Here is a 22,407-nt window from a genome sequence, read left to right on the forward strand (position 1 = left end):
AAAACGCGGGAAGAGCGGCGTGGGTTCCGCCCAGTGGTGTCTGAAAATGGAAGCACCGGCGCTGTGCTGGCAGTCAGCCAGGCCGGATTTATTCCGTCATTGGTATAAGGCGAGTTCAAGACTACGCAGTGCCGCCTGGTATTGAGGCTTGCCGCCAAACGACTTAATCAGCTCGACAGGGGAGCCGAGGGGCGCAAAGTCTGGCGTTCGCAATACCTCCGTTTGCTCGATATTGGCGATGCCTTCATCGGCGTATTTGTCGAGGAGCTTGTCCAGCACCTTGCGGGCAGTCTCGCCGTACTGCGTGAAGTAGTTCTTCTTTTTGACATTGTCGGCGCGTTCGCGGCGGGTCAACGGTTTCTGGCCGAAGGCGACATGGCAAACCAGGTCAAACGGGTCGAGGTCTTTGCCCGTTTCTTTGGCCAGTTCGTCAAAAAACACGCCCTGCGCTGCCAACTCATCGACAATGGCCTGCTTCCTGTCGGCATCGGTCCAGCTCTGTAAAAACTCATCGAGCGAGGCAAAACGCTTCTTGAGCTGGATACGGGTGTAGTCTTTCAACGACTCGGTAATCAGCTTGCCGTCCGGTCCCATGAACTGGACGCGCTCATTGGCCACATAGACGGTTACGTCATCGACGACGTATTTGATGCGCGCCCCGCCGCCCTGCGCGGCATTGCCGCCCGTACCATTATCAGGGTCATAAGTACCCCGGGGCCCGTCGACGGACTTGCCTTGCTCGTCGGTGGGTGGGTCGTTGTCCCCGGACGGGGCGACAGGCTCATCCCCTTTCGGCTCATAAATAACGACGGGCTCGCCATCGAACGCCGGGTCGGCAAAGTTTTCGGTGGCTTTTTTGAAATCCAGAATCGTGAACCACAGCTTGTCGTAATCGTCGTTAATCCGCGTACCGCGACCGATAATCTGCTTGAACTCGGTCATGCTGTTGATGGTGCGGTCAAGCACGATAAGTTTGCAGGTCTGCGCATCGACCCCCGTGGTCATCAGGCGGCTGGTGGTCGCAATGACGGGGTAGGCACGTTTGGGGTCGATGAAGTTGTCCAGCTCCATCTTGCCCTCGGCGTTATCCCCGGTGATTTGCATAACGTATTTCGGGTTGGCGCTGGCCAAATCGGTATTGGTATTAATCAGCGCCTGGCGCATGCGACTGGCGTGGTCGATGTCTTCGCAGAACACTATCGTCTTGTTCATGCGGCCAGTAGCGTGCAGTAGCTCGGTAATGCGTTTGGCGACTGCCTCGTCACGCTGGGTCAGTACCAGCGTCTTGTTCATGTCTTTCTGGTTGTAGATACGGTCTTCGATGGCCTGGCCTTTGGCATCGACTTTGCCTGCGGTAGGCCGCCAGCCCGAGTCTTTATCCAGGTCGATGCGAATCACCTTATAGGGTGCGAGAAAACCGTCGTCAATCCCTTGCTTGAGCGAGTAGGTGTAGACGGGCTCACCAAAGTAGGTGATGTTGGAAACTTCGGTGGTTTCTTTCGGCGTGGCGGTCAGCCCAAGATGCACGGCACTGCCAAAGTAATCAAGAATTTCGCGCCAGGCCGAGTCTTCCGCCGCGCTGCCCCGGTGGCACTCGTCAATCACCACCAAATCAAAAAAGTCGGGGCTGAATTGCTTGTAGATGTTCCGCTCTTCTTCCGTGCCTGTGACGGCCTGGTAGAGCGAGAGGTAAATCTCGTAGGATTTGTCGACTTTTTTGGTTTGGGGATTGACACCCAGCTCGACCAGCTCGGTCGTCTTCTGGCCAGCGCCATCGACCTTCTCGACGCCCTTCTGGTTGACGCTGAGTTTCGCCATCGCGCCCTTGAAGGGTTTGAAGTCATTGACCATTGTCTGGTCGACCAGAATATTGCGGTCAGCCAGAAACAAAATCCGCCTGGCGGTACCTGACTTCCACAAGCGCCAGATAATCTGGAAAGCAGTGTAGGTCTTGCCCGTGCCTGTCGCCATGACCAGCAAAATCCGCTTTTGGCCTTTAACCACGGCTTCGACCGAGCGGTTAATCGCATTGACCTGGTAATAACGTGCGGAGCGGCCGGCGTGGTAATCCTGAGCATAGACTGCCGCTTGCTCGTCGCTGATGCCTTTCCAGGTCAGATAGCGCTGCCACAGAACTTCAGGGGAAGGGAACTCGGCCAGACTGATTTCGCGCTCCAACACTCCATCGGCGAGGGTCTTGTCGTGAAAGACAAATCCATCGCCATTGCTGGAGAAAGCGAATGGCACATCGAGCATGGCTGCATAATCCAGCGCCTGCTGGATACCATCACGAACCGTGTGTTTGTTGTCTTTAGCTTCAACGACAGCCAGGGGCTGGTCTGGCTTGAAAGACAGCACGTAATCGGCCCGGCGGATGGTTTTGGTGTCGCGTACACCTTTGTTGCCATGCACGACAACACGCCCCGCCGTAAGGTTGACCTCTTCACGCAACTGGCGCTGCTTATCCCAACCTGCGGCTTCCAGCGCGGGAGTAATGAGCTTGGTGCAAATATCTCTCTCGGAGAGCTTTTTCTTGTCCATAACCCAGACCAGCACGTGATTTTTCGATGAGTCGTTGATTGTACCGGATGAAAGTCCGGCAAATCAGTGACAGCAAGTCTGTCTGCGACAGCGTCGAAAGGCCAGCGCTGGGACCCATGGGTGACGCGTTGCGGAAGCTTGAAGTCACGCGGCCTGACCTCCAGAAGCTTCTGGACACAGCGTCAGCCTGTCCGTTCGACACAGGCAGACAGGCAAGACAGGCAAGACAGGCAAAAATGCACGTCCGACGACGGCTCCATTGTTGAAACCGTCGACTGCGGGCCAATGGTGCCACACGCAGCGCGTCCCTCATCCCGTCCTGGTGGACGTCTGGCATCGGGGCGCGATAGGCAACCCGCGCCACGGCCCCCGGCATCAGGTCACGCCTTGCCAAAAGCGGCGCGACTCGCACAAGCAGGCTCGAATTGGCGGGCGCATTGTCGATGCCAGTCCGCGAAAGGGAGAACACCCGATATGGACCACGCCGCTACGGTTCCCCTGACATCCGCACGACCGGCTTGAAGCCGTTCACGCCCTCTTGTGTGTGCCACCGGGGTGTGCCAGAATCAATCCAGAGACGAAGCCAAGTCTTTGTTTTTAAAGGACCAGATTTATACTGAGCGAGAATCTCACCGCCTCCGCCAGATTCTGTGGCACTGCAACCCCGTCGATTCTGATGAACGACGGGGTTTTGCTTTTGCGGATTGGAAAAAAGGCGCCAATTCAGAACGCTGAATTCAAACCGGCCGCGTCCTGAACACGATTCAGACAGGCATCAAGAGGCAACCTGAAATCCAGGCTATCGCGCTTGTGCCCTCACGCGCTAAACCACCCCCACCGCCTCAACCTCGATCTTGAACCCATAGTGCAACTGCGGTACCGGCACGACCGCGCGCGCCGGCTTCGCATCGCCGGCCCAGCGCGCATAGATCTGATTGAAGCTCGGCCAGTGTTCAACATCGACGACATACACGCGCACCTGCACGAGTTGCGCGACGCTGCTGCCGACGCTTTCGAGCGCCGCCTTCACATTGGCCAGAACCTGTTCGGCCTGCGCGTCGAATGACGCATCGGCGAGCTTTTCGCCTTGCGCATTGATCGGCAATTGCCCGGACACGAAGACGAAGCCATTCGCGACCGCCACATGACTGTAGTGACCGCCGGGCTTCGCCAGCGCCGCTGGGTTGTCGGTGTGAGGCAAACGTGAGTCGTGCGTGCTATCGGTCATCAACCACTCCAGAAGTAAGAATCCCGGAGCGGTTCATCACGTGCACCACCTGCATTCAGCACGAGACCACGCACGGCGCAACACACGTCACGCACTCGCCATCTCGAGCTTCTCGCGCGCGTCCGCACAACGACGATTCAGATCGCGATGCATCAACTGGCTATCCAGCAAAGCCGATACATCCGTCAAACCGTGATCAAAGCGCAAGACGTATTCGATGTCGGTGTAATCGTAATAAGCGCCGCTGTCGGCCAGCCGTTGCGCTTCGGCGAATGCGGCAAATTGCCGTTCGCCGCTCATCAGGTCTTTGATCGCCATGATTGCCGCTCCGAGGAACAGTGACTTCATCATAGCAATGCAAACCGCGAAGCACGGTGGTGCGCGCGCAACACCAGGTGTTATCCGGAGAAGCGCCCGCTGAACTCACGCGTTGGCCGACGTCCACCGCCGAAGTAGCACGGGCGTCATACAGCTTTCACATCGTTTTCACAGCGCTCGCGCAGTGCTCTCCGTCGATATCCCCCCAGCACCCTCACACCGCCGCAACCGGCGCTTTCGTGCCGTTCCAGCGCAAAACGAGCAGGCGCCCGACGAAACACAGGCAGCCCGCCACGCCGACCACGATCCCCATGCCCTTCGGGGTACCGTCCTGCCACAGCCCGACCGCGAGGCTCGACAACGCGCCGAGCGCAAGCTGCACCGCGCCGAACACGGCCGCCGCGGCGCCCGCGTTGGCGGGATAGCGATGCATCAGATCGGTCGTGCAGTTCGCGGACAACACACCCACCACGCCGACGACGAAGAACAGCCCGAACACGATCGACCACAAGCCACCCCACCCCGTCAACGACACGATCGACACGAACAGCGACGCGACGAAGCTGACGGTCGCCGCGAACGAGATGATCGGCACCGGCCCCAGCCGGCCGACGAGCCGCGTGTTCAGGTAATTGCCGAACATGATGCCGATGATGTTCAGCGCAAACAGGAAGCCATAGTGCTGCGCGGACACGTGGAAATACTCGATGTACACGAACGGCGTCGCCGTGATGTACGCGAACATCGATGCGAACGCCATGCCGCCGCACAACATATGCCCCCACGCGACCGGATCGCGCAGCAGCGTGCCGTACGCGCCGAACGACTTCAGCAGCGCGGACTGCGCGCGCATCTCGCGCGGCCACGTCTCCGGCACTTTCAGGTATGCGGTCACCGCGCACACGGAACCGAACAGCGTCAGCGCGACGAACACGGTGCGCCAGCCGCCGACCAGCAGAAGCTGTCCGCCGATCAGCGGCGCGAGCAGCGGACCGATCGCCGTGACGATCGCGATCATCGACAGCACGCGCGCCGCGTCGCCCGGCTCGTGCGCGTCGCGCGCGATCGCGCGGGCGAGCACCGACGCCGCGCCTGCGCCCAACGCCTGCACGAAGCGAAAGCCGACCAGCGAGCCGATCGAAATCGACAGCGCACACGCAATGCTCGCGAGCGCATACATGATGATGCCGCCAAGCAGGATCGGCCGACGGCCATACGTATCGGACAGCGGACCGTAGAGCAGCATGCCGAACGAGAAGCCGAACATGAAGCTCGTGAGCGTCGATTGCGCGGCGCCCGTGCTGACCGCGAAGGCCTGCGCGATGGTCGGCAGGCTCGGCAGATACATGTCGATGGAAATCGGCCCGCACGCGGCCAGTGCGCCGAGCAACAGGATCAGCCGGCCATCGGGCCGGCGTTTGACGACGTGAGACATGGGAAATCCGGATGGAACGCCGCGCCGGCATCGGCAGCGGAACGGGTGAAGCGGGAACGGCCAGCAGCTGACCGGCTCGATTGTACGCGACGGTTAACCCGCCGACTGCGCCCGTGGCAGGCCGCGTGGACGTTGCGCGACAGCGCGGCGCGGCGCAATCGCCGTCGATCGGTTAAGCTGCCGCCTGCATGTCCGGCCGTCCGGCGCTCCTCCGCATGCGCAGCCTGACGGCCGCCTATCCGCGCTCGACATCGCGCAACGCCCTTCCCCTGATCCCGTTCGAACCCGCGATGACCGCCTTCCTGCTGATCTGGAGCCCCAAGAAATGGCCGTGGCCCGAGTTGCCCGACATCGCGAAACGAGTGGCGGCCGGCGAAGCGGTGACCGACGCGTGGGGCTGCGGCTTCGCGCGCGGCATCCTGCCTGGCGATCGCGTGTTCCTGCATCGCGTCGCGCAGGAGCCGAAAGGCATCTTCGGCTCGGGCTACGTGACGCGCGCGCCCTACGAAGTCCCCGACGCGTCGACCAAACGCGGCTACCGGCTGTGCATCGACTTCGTCTATGACTGGCTCGTCGACGCGCATCACGCGCCGGTCATTGCTCGCGATCAGCTGCGCGTGCATCCGTTCTCGGTGCAGACGTGGGATGCGCAAAGCTCCGGCACGATCATCAAGCCGATCGCCGAAGGCGCGCTGGAGAAGCGCTGGGCCGAATTGACCGGCAAGCGCAAGCCGCCGGCGATACCCGCACCAGCAAGCCAAGCCTAGCCAGGCCAGACGCGCGCCGCCGCGACCGCCCGCCCGCACAGCCCGCCGGCGCCGACTCCGGTACAATTTCTCGATCCATCCCAGCATCGCGCGAAGTGTCCGCGGGAATCGTCCGAGCCCCTTTGCGCCGCTGCGCAACCCCTATTCCAGCCATCGCCATGTCCAGAAACGAAATCCTCTTCGAACGCGCGCAACGCACGATCCCCGGCGGCGTGAATTCGCCGGTGCGCGCTTTCCGTTCCGTCGGCGGCACGCCGCGCTTCATCGAGCGCGCGCAAGGTCCTTACTTCTGGGACGCGGACGGCCAGCGCTATACCGACTACATCGGCTCGTGGGGGCCGATGATCCTCGGTCACGTCCATCCCGAAGTGCTCGAAGCCGTGCAGCGTGTGCTCACGAATGGCTTCTCGTTCGGCGCACCGACCGAGTCGGAAGTCGAAATCGCCGAGGAAATCTGCAAGCTGGTGCCGTCGATCGAACAGGTGCGCATGGTGTCGAGCGGCACCGAGGCGACGATGAGCGCGCTGCGTCTCGCGCGCGGCTTCACGAACCGCAGCCGCATCGTCAAGTTCGAAGGCTGCTATCACGGTCACGCGGACAGCCTGCTCGTGAAGGCCGGCTCGGGCCTTCTGACCTTCGGCAATCCGACCTCGGCGGGCGTGCCGGTCGATATCGCGAAGCACACCACCGTGCTCGAATACAACAACGTCGCCGAACTCGAAGAAGCGTTCAAGGCGTTCGGCAACGAGATCGCCTCGGTGATCGTCGAGCCGGTCGCGGGCAACATGAACCTCGTGCGCGCGACCCCGGAATTCCTCCAGGCGCTGCGCCGCCTGTGCACCGAGTACGGCTCGGTGCTGATTTTCGACGAAGTGATGTGCGGCTTCCGCGTTGCGCTCGGCGGCGCGCAGCAACTCTACGGCATCACGCCGGACCTCACCTGTCTCGGCAAGGTGATCGGCGGCGGCATGCCGGCGGCGGCGTTCGGCGGCCGGCGCGACATCATGGCCCACCTCGCGCCGCTCGGCGGCGTCTATCAGGCGGGCACGCTGTCGGGCAATCCGATCGCGGTAGCGGCAGGCCTGAAGACGTTGCAGCTGATCCAGGCGCCGGGCTTCTACGACACGCTCGCCGCGCGCACCACGCGTCTCGCGCAAGGTCTCGCACAGGCGGCACGCGCAGCGGACGTGCCGTTCGCGGCAGATGCGCTCGGCGGCATGTTCGGCATCTACTTCCGCGAATCGATCCCGACGAGCTTCGCCGACGTCACGAAGAGCGACGTGCCGCGCTTCAACGCGTTCTTCCACAAGATGCTCGACGCGGGTGTGTACTTCGCGCCGTCCGCGTATGAGGCAGGCTTCGTGTCGAGCGCGCACGACGAAGCGGTCATCGACGCGACGATCGAAACCGCGCGCGGCGCGTTCGCCGCGTTGAAGGGCTGAACCCAGAGCGCGGTCGAGCCTCGGTCGAGGCCTCGAGCGCGGATTGAAGCAAGGCTTGAAGCAAGGTCTGACGCAAAGGCCGCAACCCGCACGACCCAGACACCGCACCGCAACGGACACCGATGTTCTCGCAAACCGATTTCGTCCATATGGAACGCGCGCTCGCGCTCGCGAAGCGCGGCATGTACACGACCGACCCGAACCCGCGGGTCGGTTGCGTGCTCGTCAGAAACGGCGAGGTGATCGGCGAAGGCTACACGCAGCCAGCCGGCCAGGATCACGCCGAGATTCGCGCGCTGAAGGACGCGCGCTCGCGCGGCCACGACCTGCGCGGCGCGACCGCCTACGTGACGCTCGAACCGTGCAGCCATTTCGGCCGTACGCCGCCGTGCGCGAACGCGCTGATCGAAGCGCAGATCGGCCGCGTGATCGCGGCGATGGAAGATCCCAATCCGCAGGTCTCCGGCCGCGGTCTCGCGATGCTGCGCGATGCCGGTATCGAGGTGCGCTGCGGGCTGCTCGCGAACGAAGCGCGGGAGCTGAACATCGGTTTCGTGACGCGTATGACGCGCGGCCGTCCGTGGGTGCGCATGAAGGTGGCGGCATCGCTCGATGGCCGCACCGGCTTGCCGTCGGGCGAAAGCCAGTGGATCACGGGCGCGGCCGCGCGCGCCGACGGTCATGCGTGGCGCGCCCGCGCGTCGGCGATCCTGACCGGCATCGGCACCGTGCGCGAGGACAATCCGCGCATGACCGTGCGCGCGATCGATACACCGCGCCAACCGCACCGCGTGCTGATCGACAGCCAGCTCGAGGTGCCGCTCGATGCGCAGATCCTGGCCGGCGCGCCGACGCTGATTTTCTGCGGCGAGCTCGATGCGCGGCTCGAAGAGCGCGCGAGCGCGCTGCGCGAGCGCGGCGCCGAGATCGTGCCGCTGCCGAACGCGTTCGGCAAGGTGGACCTGCCGCGCATGCTGAGCGTGCTCGGCGAGCGCAACGTGAACGAGCTGCACGTCGAAGCCGGCTACAAGCTGAACGGCTCGCTGCTGCGCGAAGGCTGCGTCGATGAACTGCTGGTCTATCTCGCGCCGAGCCTGCTCGGCATGGACTCGATGAGCATGTTCAATCTGGACTCGCCCGACCTGCTCGAAGATCGCGTGAAGCTCAATTTCCACACGATCGAGCGGATCGGCGACGATCTGCGGATCCTCGCGCGCTTCGCACCGACAGCCGTACCCGGGACCGATACCGTGTCCCCCACCGTTTCGAAATGATCAAGGACTAGCACGATGTTTACAGGAATCGTCGCGGCAGTGGGCCGCATCGAATCAGTCAAGCCGCTCGGCACGGGCGGCGACGCGGGCGTGCGCCTGAACGTCGAGGCGGGCGGGCTCGACCTCGCCGACGTGCAGCTCGGCGACAGCATCACGATCCAGGGCGCCTGCATGACGGTGGTCGCGATGACCGATCATTCGTTCGAAGTCGACGTGTCGCGCGAGAGCCTGAACCGCACGGCCGGTCTCGGCGAAACCGGCGAGGTCAATCTCGAGAAAGCGCTGCGCGCGCATGACAGGCTCGGCGGCCATATCGTCTCCGGCCACGTCGACGGGCTCGGTACCGTCACGCGTTTCGCGCCGGTCGGCGAATCGCACGAGTTGCGCATTCTGGCGCCGCGCGAGATCGGCCGCTATCTCGCATACAAGGGATCGATTACGGTCAACGGCGTGAGCCTGACCGTCAATGCCGTCAATGATCGCGACGATGGCTGCGAGTTCTCGATCAATCTGATCCCGCATACCGTGCAGGTGACGGCGCTCAAGCATCTGCGCGACGGCGTACGGGTGAATCTGGAGATCGATCTGATCGCGCGGTACGTGGAGCGGATGCTCAATGCGCCGCGCGATGGCGAAACGTCGTCGAAGTAAATCCGCGCACGAGGGTATGTCACCATGCCGGGCAAGCGTTGGCCACCCGTACGTTGCCGGAATCCGCTGCCTGTGCGCCTGACGAAAGCGTCGCTGATGCTCGCCTGCATCGTCGGCACCAGCGCAGCCAGTGCCACGATCACGTCGACGCCGCACTTCGTGTCCGCGCAGAGCATTGCCTGCACCTATGGTTTGTCCAGCGACGATCTGAAGTCCGCCGGCGCCGTGCTCGAGCCGGCGCCGCGTCCCAATGCGATCGTGCGTGCATGGGTCGACGAACGTGGACAGATCGCCGACACGGTCGTCGAGGTATCGTCGGGCAATCCGGCGTTCGACAACCTCGCACTTCAGGCATCGCGGCGTGCCCAGTGCAGACCCTTCACCGGCGTGGACAATCAGCCTGTGGCGGTCGAAACCAATTTCGTGTTCAACCTGCCGCACGCGGGCGTCACGACGGCCGCGAACAACACGGACTCCGCCCATCTGCCGTCTTTTCCGTCGGGAGGGACCGGTCCTTCGCTGCTGTCGTCCGCGTTGCCGTTTCTCCCCGGCAAACCGCTCGATGCTGCCGAACTGGCCAACCGCCTGGGCATCCCGGCCGACTCGTCCAAAGCGAAGCTGCTCGCGGACTGGGCGAAGAAACTGACAGCCGATCCGGACATCCAGCGCTACTACTTTTCGCGCGACAGCAATCCGGCTTCCGCGGGTCCCGCCGTGCTCGAACGCGCGCTGGGCGTGCTGGACGGCATGGCGCGCATCTCGCAGCAAGACCGCGATCAGTTGATGGGCCTGACCACGCTCGCGCTGAACGACGCGCCGCCCGATTGCGGCGGCCTGAAGAATCTGCAACTGATCACGTCGCACTATCTATCGATGGATAAGGAGAGCGACGCGGAACTGCGGGCGCAACTGCAGGCGATGTTCAACCTCGTCAAACAGTCGACGCAAACCACGCCGCTGCCGCAGGTCACGCCCGGACAACGGCTGCGCGGACAACTGGCGCTCTCGCAGTCGATCGCGGACGCACTGAATCGCGACCCTGCCGAGGCCGATGATCTGGGGCTGTTGACGAGCGGACGCCAAGGCGAGCTTTCGCCCGAGGCATGGTGCAATGCGATGCGCGTTTATCGCCAGGCGTTCGATAAAACGCCGCGACAAGCACGCGAATGGATCACGCTGGCGGAACTCGACACCAGCAGACGTTCGGCGGCACTACTGATCTCGGCGCTGAAAAAGCTCGCTTCGGCCGCGCCCCGGCAGCCGGCCTCCGCGCCGAAAGTGTTCGACTACGCGGAGCTCGTCCGGCAGCGCGTGCAGCCCAACATCGTGTGGAGTGGCAAGACCGGGCCTCGGGAAACCGTGGTCGAAGTGCACTGCACGTCGTCGGGCAGTCTCGAATCGGTAAAGATCGTTCGATCGAGTGGCGATCCGGTGTGGGACAAGGCCGCCATCGAGGCGGTCCAGCGCTCCGATCCGATGCCGCGCGATGAAAACGGTGAGACGCCACGGTCGTTCACGATTACGCTCAGACCGGGCGTTTGAAAAGGACGCTTTTCGCTTCAGAACGATTCCGAGCGCACCTGCGACTTCAGATCGAACAAACCTTCCTGATGCGTCGCCAATGACGCCTCGAGACGCCGCGCGAGCTTCATCAGTTGAGCGATCGACGCGCGGCATCGTTGCGCGGCATGACCGGCAAGACTCAGAACGCACTCGCGAATCGCGTGGCTGAGCGCGGCGTGAAGGCGGCCATAGTCGACGCCCGCAACTTCGCGCATCGGTCCATTTGCGCCCACACGCTCGACGACAATATCGTCGAAACCGACGTCGGCGTCGAGTTTGATCTGTGCGAGTGAAGCGTCGGGCTCGATCAGATAAGCGCCCAACAGCCGGTCTGCCTCGCGAGCAAACAGCTCGAATATCGATTGCGACAGCGCGTTGCCAAGCCCGATCACGTCATGCGTTGCCGCATGCGCATCGAGCAACCCGGGCAGCGTCGGCACGATGCCGCGCCACACGGCATTGGCAAGTTGCTCCTGCTGTTGCTCGAGCTTCACGAGCGCCGCTTGCGACGACTCGCCCAGTTCGGCAAGCAACGGCAGCACGTCGCTTTGCAGGCTGCCGAGCACGTTTTCTTCCAGATGATGCAGCAGCACCTCGGCCCGCTTGCGCCGCTTATACGCGAGCGCCGGTCCGGTGATGTCGAGCAACGCGGCATAGAGCCGCTCGAAACCCGCTTCGCTCATGGCCGCCGCCGTCTGCCCCGCCTCGCGCGCCACATACGCGGAGATCGACACCGGCGGTTTCAGCAGCGCCTTGTCGACACCCATCGCCACGAGCTTGTCTTCCGCTCGCACCTTGATGTCATGTTCTTGCAGCAGCCGACGCGGCGCGCTCTTGTTGCACAGGCACTTGACGAGTTCTCCGTCGACTTCGTCTTCCTCGTATTCGTCGCTGCGCGTGACCACCGGCAGCAACGGCTTGTTCCGATGCAACTCGCGGCCGAGCTCGTCGAGTTCCTGCACCTGGCCCGGAGACGTGGAGCTGGTCAGCCACAACACACCGTCGGCGCTATCGGTGAAGCGCTGCGTCAAAGCGGCGTTCTCCGGCGTCACCGAATGCAATCCCGGCGTGTCGAGCAGCACCAGCTTCGCGCCGAGACGCACGCCTTGCAGCCGCGAGGTCGTTTCCGTCGCACCTTCCGTGAAGGGCTCCGACGTTTCGACGACGCGGCCCGCGTCGACATGGAAATACTGCACGCTGCGGCCGTGCGCGGCGAAGCGCTCGGCGAGGAAATTGCAGAACGAGCTTTTGCCCGCGTTGAACTTGCCGAATACGAGCAGCAGTGCCTGTTCGTCGAAATGATCGGCGAGGTGTGGGGCCGCCTCGACGCTCGACCACTGTTGCATCCACGCCGCTACGCTGTCGCGCAGCAGCATGTTGATCGTGTCGGCCTGAATGGCCAGTGGGTTGTTTGCGTGCAAGCCGTCGCACGTCAAAGCGTCGGTTCGCAGATCGACGCTCAGCTTCGCGAGCCAGTCGTTCAGCGCATGCAGCAGCGCGTCGATATCCTCAGCGAGGAAGTCGAATGCATCGACCTCGGCGATGAAGCGTTGCTCGTGGCTCACGTCGGCTTTCATGCGTGAGCCTCCAGTAGCCGCATCGCGGTCGCCGCGTCGTCCGATGCGGCGATCGCCGCTTGCGTATCGGCGATCTGCGCGGCCAGCGCCTTGCGGTCGGCGGACAGCTCGTAGTAGTGCGTGAACTCGCGTTGCATGCGTTCGCGTCCCGCCGCTTCGCAGAACATGCGGCGCAGGTCCTTGCGGAACTTCACCGACACGCCCATCACCGCGATCATCACCGAGTTCAGGCTTTTCGCCGCGGTGTGCTGCGCCGCCGGCAAACCGATGACGCCGTGCCCCGCCAGCATCGCATCGATTTCGATGCACGCGCGCGAGTACGCGATCTGGATATGCGCGCGCTCCAGTTTGCCCGCGGTGATCGCGTAGGCGTCCTTCGCGGTATCGGGCACGATCGCGTGATCGGTGCGAAGCGCATTCAACATCGCGTCGATGTCGCCGCTGACCTTATCGATGACGGCCGCGAGACTCCGATCGAAATCCTGCCTTTGTTGTTGCTGCGTCGTGAGCAGAATATCCAGCGACGTCTGCCGCGCCGCGCGCAGCCGTTGCAGTTCGTCGCGGATTTCGCCGATCAGCAGCGCGGTTTCGTGTGTGCGCGCATTCGGCACGCGCGCGAGTTCCGCGTGCAGCGCCGCGTGCAGCGCGGGGATGCCGCTCTTTTCCAGCAGCAGTTTCTTGCCGCCGTCGAGCCCCTTGCGATGCCGCATCGACGACACCGCATTCAACGCGATACCCGGCATTTGCCGGTCGATGGCTGCGCCGATCTTCTGCAACGCGGCGTCGTCGGGAAGCTGGTCGACTTGCGACAGCACGAACAGCGTCTGCCGCCCGGTCCTGACGCGGTCGGCGTCGAGCTCGGTCAACAGCATCAGCTCCTTCGCATCGAGTTCGCCCTCTTTCGCGGCGTGCACGAACAGGCGAATGTCGGACTTCAGCCACGCGGCGCGCAACGCTTCGCGGTCGTCTTCGCTGCCGACGTCGGCGTCGAGTCCCGGCGCATCGAGCCAGCACACACCCTGATGCACGCTGTCGGACAGGCGCACCGTTTCGCGCCGGTCGGACACCGCGAACGCATCGCGGCCCAGCAGCTCGTTAAGCAGGCTGCTCTTGCCATGGTTGTATTTGCCGACGACGGTGACGACCGGTTCGCTGTCGTCGATCAGAATCAGCAGGCGCGCCAGATCGTGGGCGCGATCCGGCAACACGGACGCGACCTCGTGCGCCGCCTGCTCACGAAGTTTGCTCGACACCGTCAACTCCTCGACGCTTCAGGGAATCGGCCGGCAGGACAGCCGGCCGTCGACAACGAAAGGCGGCGGCCGTGTCGCCACGCCGCCGCCTCGTGCGATTACGCTTCGGCCGAAGCGCGCAGACGATAGACGAGCTGGTTGTCCTTACCCTGGACCAGCGGCGTGATCGTGAAGTCGAACTCGATGTCCTTGTACGCATCGGCCTTCAGGCCCAGCGCCGCGCCACCGGTCTTCTCGACGACCGGCGGAATCAGCTCTTCGCGCGTTGCATACGCGAAGTCGTCCCAGATCAGCGGATCGCCTTCGATGTTGAACTGCGTGGTCAGCTTGCGATGGCCGTCGCTCGTGACGAAGAAGTGCACGTGCGCCGGACGGTTGCCGTGACGGCCCAGCGCGTTCAGCAGTTGCTGGGTGGAGCCGTGCGGCGGGCAGCCGTAGCCCACCGGCATCAGCGTGCGGAATTCGTACTTGCCGTCGGCGCCGGTCTTCACCGCGCCGCGCAGGTTGAATTCGCTCTGCGCGCCGGTCGGATCGAAGTGCGAGTAAAAGCCCTTCGAGTTCGCGTGCCAGCATTCGACGAGCGCGCCGGCGACCGGCTTACCGTCCATATCCTTGACCGTGCCGCGGATCACGAGCGGGCCCGCGTCTTCGTCCGCGTTGATGTCGATCTTCGACAGGCCGTCGCGCACCGTCGCGCCGGCGACGTACAGCGGGCCTTCGATCGTGCGCGGCGTGCCGCCTTCGAGACCGATCTGCTTGTCCGCCGCGTCCATGCGGACGTCGAGGTACTTCTCGAGGCCGAGGCCTGCCGCGAGCAGTGCCGCTTCGCCGTCCTGACCCAGCTTGTTCAGATAGTTGATACCGGCCCAGACTTCGTCCGGCGTGATATCGAGGTCATCGATCGCCTTGAACAGGTCGCCCAGCAGACGGAAAACGATCTGCTGGAAACGTGCGTCGCCGTTGCCGGCATCGACGTTGGAAGCGGCTTTCAGCAGATCCTGCACTTCTTTGGTTTCAAAAACTTTGACGCTCACGATGACTGTCTCCAGTTGGTATATGGGGAAAAATTCGGCGTTGGTTGCGCTCGCCTTAAGTGCGCCTGGCCCCTGGGCTCAGATGTCGCCGTCCCGAATCGACGACGGGTGACGACACAGAGGCGTCACCGAAATCTTCATGTACGGGAACAGAGGCAAACCGGACAGAATGTCGTGAAGTTCGGCATTGCTCTCTACATCGAAGATGCTGTAATTCGCGTACTCGCCAACGAGGCGCCAGATATGACGCCACTTGCCGCTACGCTGAAGTTCCTGCGAGTAAGCCTTCTCGCGGGTCTTGATTTCGTTCGCCACTTCGGCCGGCATGTCGACCGGCAGGTGCACGTCCATTCGCACTTGGAAAAGCATGTTTGAATCCTCTTGATCTGAATCCGTTTAGCGAGTGACCTTCATCAGCCCTTCTCGCGTGAATCGCTTGACCTTCGCCTCGTCGAGTTCGATGCCGAGACCCGGGCCATTCGGCACGGTCAGCTCGAAGTCGCTGTAGTCGAGCGGCGTGGTCAGAATTTCTTCGGTGATCAGCAACGGTCCGAACAGCTCGGTGCCCCACTGCAGATTCGCGAAGCTCGCGAACAGATGGGCCGACGCCACGGTGCTGAACGCGCCTTCGAGCATCGTGCCGCCGTACAGCTCGATGCCGGCGGCATCGGCGATCGCGGCCACGCGCTGCGCGGCGAACAGGCCACCGCTCTGCTCGATCTTGATCGCGAACACATCGGCGCCGCCGTTCTTCGCGATCTCGAACGCGCTGTCCGGGCCTTGCAGGATTTCGTCGGCCATCAGCGCGACCGGGAAACGGCGCATCAGGCGCGCGAGCGCCGCGGCGGACGCGACCGGCTGCTCGACCAGATCGCAGCCCGCGTCGGCCAGCGCCGGAATCGCCCAGGCGGCCTGGGTCTCGCTCCACGCCATGTTCACGTCGACGCGTACCGCGGCGCGCTCGCCGACCGCTTTCTTGATCTCGGCGACGTGCTTGATGTCGGTCTTCAGTTCCTTCGCGCCGATCTTCAGCTTGAAGACCTTGTGGCGGCGCACGTCGAGCATGTGCTCGGCTTCGGCGATGTCCTTCGCGGTATCGCCCGATGCGAGCGTCCACGCAACCGGCAGGCGCTCACGACGACGGCCGCCGAGCAGCTCGCTCACCGGCACGCCGAGGCGCTTGCCCTGCGCGTCGAGCAGCGCGGTTTCGAGCGCGCTCTTCGAGAAATGATTGACCTTGACCAGCTTGCCGAGGTGCGCCATCAGCGCCTGGATCTGCGTCGCGTCCTTGCCGATCATCGCCGGGGCGAAGTAGGCGTCGATCGCGAGCTTCATCGCTTCGGGGCTTTCCGGGCCGTAGGCCATGCCGGCGATCGTGGTGCCTTCGCCGATCCCGACGATGCCGTCGCTGCAGTAGACCTTGACCAGCATCAGGGTCTGCCCGTACATCGTGGCGACTGACAGCTTGTGAGGACGGATCGTCGGCAGATCGACGAGGCGGGTTTCGATACGTTCGATGGTCGCTTGGGTCATGGCGGCGGCTGCGGGAAGTGAGTTCATTGGATGTTTTTATACCCCTCGCCGATTTGAGCCGTCCAATACTTTTCCTGTCCTATTTCATACCTGCAGGGTATGAAGAGGCTAGAAAGCCCGGGGTTTCTAGGGATTTTGCGTCGCACCATGCACGTCGGGCATTGAAAAAGAAGCCATTTTCCCGGCTAAAACATGACCAGCGTCAACTTTCGATGCATGCAGAGCATGCTGTGCGCGGCGGGCATGACCGGCGGCAAAGCGCAGAACGTTCGGGCAGGTTCTCGCGGCGACCAATTCTCACGCCGGGGCTATAGCGCGCTGACCATCACGTAGTAACCGTCGGGATCGCGCAGCGCGAACTCCATCGTGCCCGTATGCGAATTCAGGCGCGGCTCTTCTTCGAGCCGGCCGGCGAGCGTCCGTGCTCGCGCGACGCACGGATCGAAATCGTCGACCCGGAAAAACAGCAGCAAGCCGTTGCCGGGCTGGCCGTTGCCTGGGCTCGTCAACGACGGATGCTCATGAGCGCCCCATTGATGCAGGCACAGCAGCACGGTGCCGTCCGCATCGACGATCTGCCCGAAGTCGTCATGAGCGGGCGACGCCGGCGGCTGACCGAACAGCGTCTGATAACCAGGCGAAGCTGCGCGCCACGTCATGCACACCGATGATCGTCCAGGTACGCTTCATTCGAGCCTCCATCCGGTGACGATACGAAGCCACGCCTGCCGCGGGCCGCCCTTCGACGAGCCTGGCAACCGCGCCGGGCTCATCGCCAGTCGGCCAAACCGCCTATGTCGTCTGGCGGAGGCGACTTGGACACGCGCGTGGCGTAAAATACGCGCTTTCCCGAAAAACTCGCCAACATGACGCTCGCCTCCACCCAAGAGATCATCGCCGAACTGAAAGCCGGCCGGATGGTGATCCTCGTCGACGAAGAAGACCGCGAGAACGAGGGCGACCTCGTGATCGCCGCCGAGTTTGTCACTCCGGAAGCGATCAATTTCATGGCTCGCTACGGCCGCGGCCTGATCTGTCTGACGCTGACCCAGGACCGCTGCAAGCAGCTGAACCTGCCGCTGATGACCTATCGCAACGGCACGCAGTACGGCACCGCGTTCACGGTCAGCATCGAAGCGGCCGAAGGCGTGACGACCGGCATCTCGGCAGCCGACCGTGCCCGCACGATCGCCGCCGCGGTCGCGCCGGACGCGAAAGCCGAGCACATCGTGCAGCCGGGCCATATCTTCCCGATCATGGCCCAGCCGGGCGGCGTGCTGGTGCGCGCCGGCCATACCGAGGCCGGCTGCGACTTCACGAGGCTCGCGGGCCTCACGCCTGCCGCGGTAATCTGCGAAGTGATCAAGGACGACGGCACGATGGCGCGTCTGCCGGACCTGCTCGAGTTCGGCAAGGAGCACGGCCTGAAGACCGGCACGATCGCCGATCTGATCCACTATCGCAGCCGCACCGAGTCGATCGTCGAGCGTATTTGCGAACGCACGATGCAAACCGCGCACGGCGCGTTCCGCGCGGTCATGTATCTCGACCAGCCGAGCGGTCAGCCGCACATCGCGCTGGTGCGCGGCACGCCGGCGCCCGAGCTCGACACGCCGGTGCGCGTGCACGAACCGCTGTCGGTGCTGGATCTGCTCGAAGTCGGCGAATCCACCCACTCGTGGACGCTGGATGCGGCCATGAAAGAAATCGCGGAACGCGATCTCGGCGTGGTCGTGCTGCTGAACTGCGGCGACTCGAAAGACCATCTGATCGACGTCTTCAAGGCGTTCGACTCGAAGGAAAAAGCGGACGCGCTGAAGCGCCGCCCGGTCGACTTCAAGACCTACGGCATCGGCGCGCAGATTCTGCGCGAACTCGGCGTCGGCAAGATGCAGGTGCTGTCGAACCCGCGCAAGCTCGGCAGCATGTCGGGTTATGGTCTCGAAGTCACGGGCTTCATTCCGATGCCCGGCAGCAAAACGCAAGCCCCGCAAGTCTGATCCGGCCACTCACGCGCCTCGCGCCCACTCAAACACTACGGAATTCTCATGGAAATCGGACAATACCAACCGAATCTCGACGGCGACGGACTGCGCATCGGCATCGTCCAGGCGCGCTTTAACGAACCCGTCTGCAACGGCCTCGCCGACTCCTGCATCGAAGAACTCGAACGCCTCGGCGTGACCGGCGAAGACGTGCTGCTCGTCACGGTGCCGGGCGCGCTGGAAATCCCGCTCGCGCTGCAAAAGCTCGCGGAAAGCGCGCAATTCGACGCGCTGATCGCGCTCGGCGCGGTGATCCGCGGCGAGACGTACCACTTCGAACTCGTGTCGAACGAAAGCGGCGCGGGCATCACGCGCATCGGTCTCGACTTCGGCATCCCCGTCGCGAACGCGGTGCTGACCACCGAGAACGACGAGCAGGCCGTCGCGCGCATGACCGAGAAGGGTCGCGACGCGGCGCGCGTGGCTGTCGAAATGGCGAACCTCGCGGTCGCACTCGAACAGCTCGGCGGCGATGACGACGATGAAGAAGACGAAGACGACGAGGAAGAGGCATGAAAAGCGCACGCCGACGCTCCCGCGAACTGGCCACGCAGGGGCTTTACCAGTGGCTGCTGTCGGGCTCGCCCGGCGGTGAGATCGACGCGCAACTGCGCGGCGCGCAAGGTTACGACAAGGCCGACCACGAGCACCTGGACGCGATCCTGCATGGCGTGATGCGCGATTCCGAGGCACTGTCGGCCGCGATCGCCCCGTGCCTCGACCGTCCGATCGAGCAACTGTCGCCGGTCGAACGCGCGGTGCTGCTGGTCGCCGCGTTCGAACTGAAGAATCACGTCGACATTCCGTATCGCGTGGTCATCAACGAAGCGGTCGAGCTGACCAAGACGTTCGGCGGCTCGGACGGCTACAAGTACGTGAACGGCGTGCTCGACAAGCTCTCGGCGCAACTGCGCGCCGCCGAAACGCAGGCGGCTCGCAAGAGCTGAACGCGGCGCGGGTGGGGCCATGCCGCGCCTCGGCTCGACACCGCGACCCACTGCACAGGGCGAAGAAGCTCGAGCGCCCGCAAGGACGGCGCTGCACGCATCGATGAGCGCATCATTCGATGGGTGGACGCCGTCCTGTTTCTGAACTGGATCTAACCGTATGAACTCCGTGACCGAACCTCTCGTGCGGCTTGCCGCGCGCGTCGATGCCATCCAGCCTTTCTACGTGATGGAACTGGCCAAGGAGGCCGCGCTGCTCGAACGCGCGGGGCGCGACATCATTCACATGGGCATCGGCGAGCCGGATTTCACCGCGCCGGAGCCGGTCATCGAAGCGGCCGCGAACGCGCTGCGCCGCGGTGTCACGCAGTACACGAATGCGCTCGGCGTGCACGCGCTGCGCGACGCGATTTCCGCGCATTACGCCGAGTTCTACGGGATCGACGTCGATCCGGCGCGAATCGTGGTCACTGCGGGCGCGTCGGCCGCGCTGCTGCTGGCATGCGCGGCGCTCGTCGATCGTGACGACGAAGTGCTGATGCCCGACCCATGCTATCCGTGCAACCGCCATTTCGTGATCGCCGCCGAAGGCAAGCCGGTGATGGTGCCGAGCGGGCCGGCCGAGCGCTTCCAGCTGACCGCCGCCGACGTCGAACGCCTGTGGGGTGAGCGCACCCGCGGCGTGCTGCTCGCGTCGCCTTCGAATCCGACCGGCACGTCGATCGAGCCGGCTGAACTCGAGCGCATCGTCAAGGCCGTGCGCGCGCGTGGCGGCTTCACGATCGTCGACGAGATCTACCAGGGTCTCAGCTACGACGCGAAGCCCGTGTCGGCGCTCTCGTATGGCGAGGACGTGGTCACCGTCAACAGCTTCTCGAAGTACTTCAACATGACCGGCTGGCGCCTCGGCTGGCTCGTCGTGCCGCCCGCGATGGTCGGCGCGTTCGAAAAGCTCGCGCAGAACCTTTTCATCTGCGCGTCGGCGCTCGCGCAGCACGCGGCGCTCGCCTGCTTCGAGCCGGACACGATCGCGATCTACGAAGCCCGGCGCCTCGAATTCAAGCGGCGCCGCGACTTCATCGCGCCGGCGCTCGAATCGCTCGGCTTCTCCGTGCCGGTAATGCCGGACGGTGCGTTCTATGTGTACGCGGACTGCCGCGGCGTCGCGCATCCGGCGGCCGGCGACAGCGCGGCGCTCACGAAGGCGATGCTGCACGATGCCGGCGTCGTGCTGGTACCGGGCATGGATTTCGGTACGCACGCGCCCAAGGACTACATCCGGCTGTCGTATGCGACCGCGTATCCGAAGCTCGAGGAGGCTGTCGAGCGGCTGGCGAAGCTGTTTGGGCGGCATTGACGCATGGAGTGAGGCCTTGAGTCGGCGGCAGCCGACCCGCCAGACGCAAAAAAGGACACTCGAGAGTGTCCTTTTTTCATACGGCTCGACAACGACGTCTAACTCACGCCCCTATCTCCGACGCCGACGCCACATGGCGCGTCGTCGAACCGGTGCTCGCGTCGTCCTGATCGGCCGGCTGCGTGTGCGCCGCCGGTGTCGTCGAACTGATCGCGTGACCGCCCTGCAGCGTCATTTGGACGCGCTTGCCGTTGCTCGTCGCGGCGGCCGGCGCCGGCGTGGCCGACGCGGTCAGCACCGGAGCCTGCGGCGCATTGATCGGCACCTTGCGGCCGCGCACGACGTCGCGCAGACGACCGCGCTCGGCCATCACCTTCGCGCCGTAGCCGCCGTCGTCCGGCGTGCTCGAGCCGACGTACAGACGCAAGCCGCCCGGCAGCGAGCCGCCGCGCGCGATGCAATCCTTCAGCACGAGCGCGCCGACCTTGATGTTCGCGAGCGGGTCGAGCGCCGCGCTCTGGCCGCCGAAATACTGGAATTTGTCCGAATGCACCTTCGACATGACCTGCATCAGGCCTTGCGCGCCGACGCCGCTCTCGGCGTACGGATTGAAGCCCGATTCGATCGCCATCACGGACAGCAGCAGCAGCGGATCGAGGCCGACTTCGCGGCCGGTGTCGAACGCGGCCTTCACGAGCTCGCCGACGGGCTCTTGAGCGACGCGATAACGCCGCGCGAGGTACGACGCGACCAGGTCCTGCTCGTGGCTCGACACGAGCACGCGGTCGTCGCGCGCATCGGCGGACACACGCTGCTGCGGAATCAGACGCGCGAGCGCGGTGACGCCCTGCATGGTGCGCGGATCTAGGCCGTTGAGCGCGGCGGCGCTCGTACCCGACGTGCCGGAGTTATCGAAGGCGCCGTCGAAGCTCGTGGTGGCCGCGGTGAGGGTCATGCTGCCGTCGTTCGAGCCATCGGTCGGGCTCGGCGCGTTCGGGATGGTCGGCGTAGTCGGCGAATTGGCCGACAGCGATTCGTCGGAGGATGCACCGGCGCTTCTGGTCGGTCCGATGGCGGGCAGCGGATTGCCTTGCAGCAGGCGGACGGGACCCGCTTGCACGGCGGCGGAAATGACCGGCATCAGACGCGCGGCGAGCGCGCCGCGCCAGGTCGGCATCAGCCACAGTGCGAGAGCCAGCACCACCGCGATACCGCCGACGATGCTGAACAGGTGATGACTCAGTCGCGTCCCGCGGCGCAGCGCACCGCGCACAAGCTGCGCAATACGCTCATCGGGACGCCACGATAACCAGGCGTTCATTCAGATCTCCCATCTTGCATGATCCGCGAACTCCGCCGGCACAAATCAGGCGGTACAGCGCGCTCGCAGAGTCAAGACATCGCGTGCTCTCTGGTTGGGCAGCAGCGATGCCGGGAAAACG

The 22,407-nt window shown here is 64.0% G+C and carries 20 protein-coding genes; 9 read left to right on the plus strand and 11 right to left on the minus strand.

Annotation, left to right across the window (positions count from 1 at the left end):
• Nucleotides 1-96 precede the first annotated feature (96 nt).
• From hsdR to L0U84_RS15410, 4 genes are all read right to left on the minus strand, one after another.
• Nucleotides 97-2,541: an EcoAI/FtnUII family type I restriction enzme subunit R gene (hsdR, locus tag L0U84_RS15395; protein ID WP_233850938.1), complete on the minus strand. Its 2,445-nt coding sequence runs from the start codon at nucleotides 2,539-2,541 to the stop codon at nucleotides 97-99.
• An 823-nt stretch (nucleotides 2,542-3,364) separates the two neighbouring features.
• The gene (locus L0U84_RS15400; protein ID WP_233850939.1) at nucleotides 3,365-3,769 is read right to left on the minus strand and encodes a RidA family protein; all 405 of its coding nucleotides are present in this window, start codon (nucleotides 3,767-3,769) and stop codon (nucleotides 3,365-3,367) included.
• An 87-nt stretch (nucleotides 3,770-3,856) separates the two neighbouring features.
• A complete protein-coding gene (locus tag L0U84_RS15405) occupies nucleotides 3,857-4,087 on the minus strand; it encodes a hypothetical protein (protein WP_233850940.1) in 231 nt (76 codons plus the stop codon).
• A 214-nt stretch (nucleotides 4,088-4,301) separates the two neighbouring features.
• A complete protein-coding gene (locus L0U84_RS15410; RefSeq protein WP_233850941.1) occupies nucleotides 4,302-5,522 on the minus strand; it encodes a Bcr/CflA family multidrug efflux MFS transporter in 1,221 nt (406 codons plus the stop codon).
• Nucleotides 5,523-5,812: 290 nt separating this feature from the next.
• Between L0U84_RS15410 and L0U84_RS15415 the strand changes: the two genes are divergently transcribed.
• The 5 genes from L0U84_RS15415 to L0U84_RS15435 all read left to right on the plus strand — a co-directional run bounded on the left by L0U84_RS15415 (nucleotide 5,813) and on the right by L0U84_RS15435 (nucleotide 11,198).
• Complete coding sequence (locus L0U84_RS15415) at nucleotides 5,813-6,289, plus strand: hypothetical protein (protein WP_233852037.1); 477 nt, start codon at nucleotides 5,813-5,815, stop codon at nucleotides 6,287-6,289.
• Between the two features lie 158 nt (nucleotides 6,290-6,447).
• Nucleotides 6,448-7,731 carry a glutamate-1-semialdehyde 2,1-aminomutase gene (gene hemL, locus L0U84_RS15420; protein ID WP_233850942.1) on the plus strand — a complete coding sequence of 428 codons (1,284 nt, stop codon included), beginning with the start codon at nucleotides 6,448-6,450 and terminating at the stop codon, nucleotides 7,729-7,731.
• Nucleotides 7,732-7,853: 122 nt separating this feature from the next.
• On the plus strand, nucleotides 7,854-9,005 hold the full coding sequence (gene ribD / locus L0U84_RS15425; protein ID WP_233850944.1) for a bifunctional diaminohydroxyphosphoribosylaminopyrimidine deaminase/5-amino-6-(5-phosphoribosylamino)uracil reductase RibD: 1,152 nt from the start codon (nucleotides 7,854-7,856) through the stop codon (nucleotides 9,003-9,005).
• Between the two features lie 15 nt (nucleotides 9,006-9,020).
• Complete coding sequence (locus L0U84_RS15430) at nucleotides 9,021-9,656, plus strand: riboflavin synthase (RefSeq protein ID WP_233850945.1); 636 nt, start codon at nucleotides 9,021-9,023, stop codon at nucleotides 9,654-9,656.
• Between the two features lie 72 nt (nucleotides 9,657-9,728).
• The gene (locus tag L0U84_RS15435; protein ID WP_233850946.1) at nucleotides 9,729-11,198 is read left to right on the plus strand and encodes a TonB family protein; all 1,470 of its coding nucleotides are present in this window, start codon (nucleotides 9,729-9,731) and stop codon (nucleotides 11,196-11,198) included.
• A gap of 17 nt (nucleotides 11,199-11,215) precedes the next feature.
• On the opposite strand, the gene L0U84_RS15440 is transcribed toward L0U84_RS15435, so the two are convergent.
• The 6 genes from L0U84_RS15440 to L0U84_RS15465 all read right to left on the minus strand — a co-directional run bounded on the left by L0U84_RS15440 (nucleotide 11,216) and on the right by L0U84_RS15465 (nucleotide 17,275).
• Nucleotides 11,216-12,796 (minus strand): GTPase, encoded by a 1,581-nt coding sequence (locus tag L0U84_RS15440; RefSeq protein ID WP_233850947.1) that lies wholly within the window; start codon nucleotides 12,794-12,796, stop codon nucleotides 11,216-11,218.
• Entirely contained in the window at nucleotides 12,793-14,049 is a 1,257-nt protein-coding gene (locus L0U84_RS15445; protein WP_233850948.1) for a GTPase, read from the minus strand. The genes L0U84_RS15440 and L0U84_RS15445 overlap by 4 nt, the downstream gene beginning before the upstream one ends.
• A 98-nt stretch (nucleotides 14,050-14,147) precedes the next feature.
• On the minus strand, nucleotides 14,148-15,083 hold the full coding sequence (gene catA, locus L0U84_RS15450) for a catechol 1,2-dioxygenase (protein WP_129962735.1): 936 nt from the start codon (nucleotides 15,081-15,083) through the stop codon (nucleotides 14,148-14,150).
• A gap of 78 nt (nucleotides 15,084-15,161) precedes the next feature.
• The gene (gene catC / locus L0U84_RS15455; protein ID WP_233850949.1) at nucleotides 15,162-15,452 is read right to left on the minus strand and encodes a muconolactone Delta-isomerase; all 291 of its coding nucleotides are present in this window, start codon (nucleotides 15,450-15,452) and stop codon (nucleotides 15,162-15,164) included.
• 27 nt (nucleotides 15,453-15,479) lie between these two features.
• Nucleotides 15,480-16,616, minus strand: coding sequence for a muconate/chloromuconate family cycloisomerase (locus tag L0U84_RS15460; RefSeq protein WP_233850950.1), 1,137 nt, complete (start codon nucleotides 16,614-16,616; stop codon nucleotides 15,480-15,482).
• Nucleotides 16,617-16,924: 308 nt separating this feature from the next.
• Entirely contained in the window at nucleotides 16,925-17,275 is a 351-nt protein-coding gene (locus L0U84_RS15465) for a VOC family protein (RefSeq protein ID WP_233850951.1), read from the minus strand.
• A 207-nt stretch (nucleotides 17,276-17,482) separates the two neighbouring features.
• Here L0U84_RS15465 and ribBA point away from each other — a divergent pair, with 207 nt between their 5' ends.
• The 4 genes from ribBA to L0U84_RS15485 all read left to right on the plus strand — a co-directional run bounded on the left by ribBA (nucleotide 17,483) and on the right by L0U84_RS15485 (nucleotide 20,965).
• Entirely contained in the window at nucleotides 17,483-18,616 is a 1,134-nt protein-coding gene (gene ribBA / locus L0U84_RS15470; protein WP_233850953.1) for a bifunctional 3,4-dihydroxy-2-butanone-4-phosphate synthase/GTP cyclohydrolase II, read from the plus strand.
• A gap of 48 nt (nucleotides 18,617-18,664) precedes the next feature.
• A complete protein-coding gene (ribH, locus tag L0U84_RS15475) occupies nucleotides 18,665-19,177 on the plus strand; it encodes a 6,7-dimethyl-8-ribityllumazine synthase (RefSeq protein ID WP_062128749.1) in 513 nt (170 codons plus the stop codon).
• Complete coding sequence (nusB, locus tag L0U84_RS15480; protein ID WP_129962730.1) at nucleotides 19,174-19,608, plus strand: transcription antitermination factor NusB; 435 nt, start codon at nucleotides 19,174-19,176, stop codon at nucleotides 19,606-19,608. The genes ribH and nusB overlap by 4 nt, the downstream gene beginning before the upstream one ends.
• Nucleotides 19,609-19,768: 160 nt before the next feature.
• Nucleotides 19,769-20,965: a pyridoxal phosphate-dependent aminotransferase gene (locus tag L0U84_RS15485; protein WP_233850955.1), complete on the plus strand. Its 1,197-nt coding sequence runs from the start codon at nucleotides 19,769-19,771 to the stop codon at nucleotides 20,963-20,965.
• 103 nt (nucleotides 20,966-21,068) lie between these two features.
• On the opposite strand, the gene L0U84_RS15490 is transcribed toward L0U84_RS15485, so the two are convergent.
• On the minus strand, nucleotides 21,069-22,286 hold the full coding sequence (locus tag L0U84_RS15490; RefSeq protein ID WP_233850956.1) for a transglycosylase SLT domain-containing protein: 1,218 nt from the start codon (nucleotides 22,284-22,286) through the stop codon (nucleotides 21,069-21,071).
• Nucleotides 22,287-22,407: the final 121 nt, after the last annotated feature.

Origin of the sequence: Paraburkholderia sp. HD33-4 (genome assembly GCF_021390635.1) — a bacterium.
Lineage (GTDB): Bacteria > Pseudomonadota > Gammaproteobacteria > Burkholderiales > Burkholderiaceae > Paraburkholderia.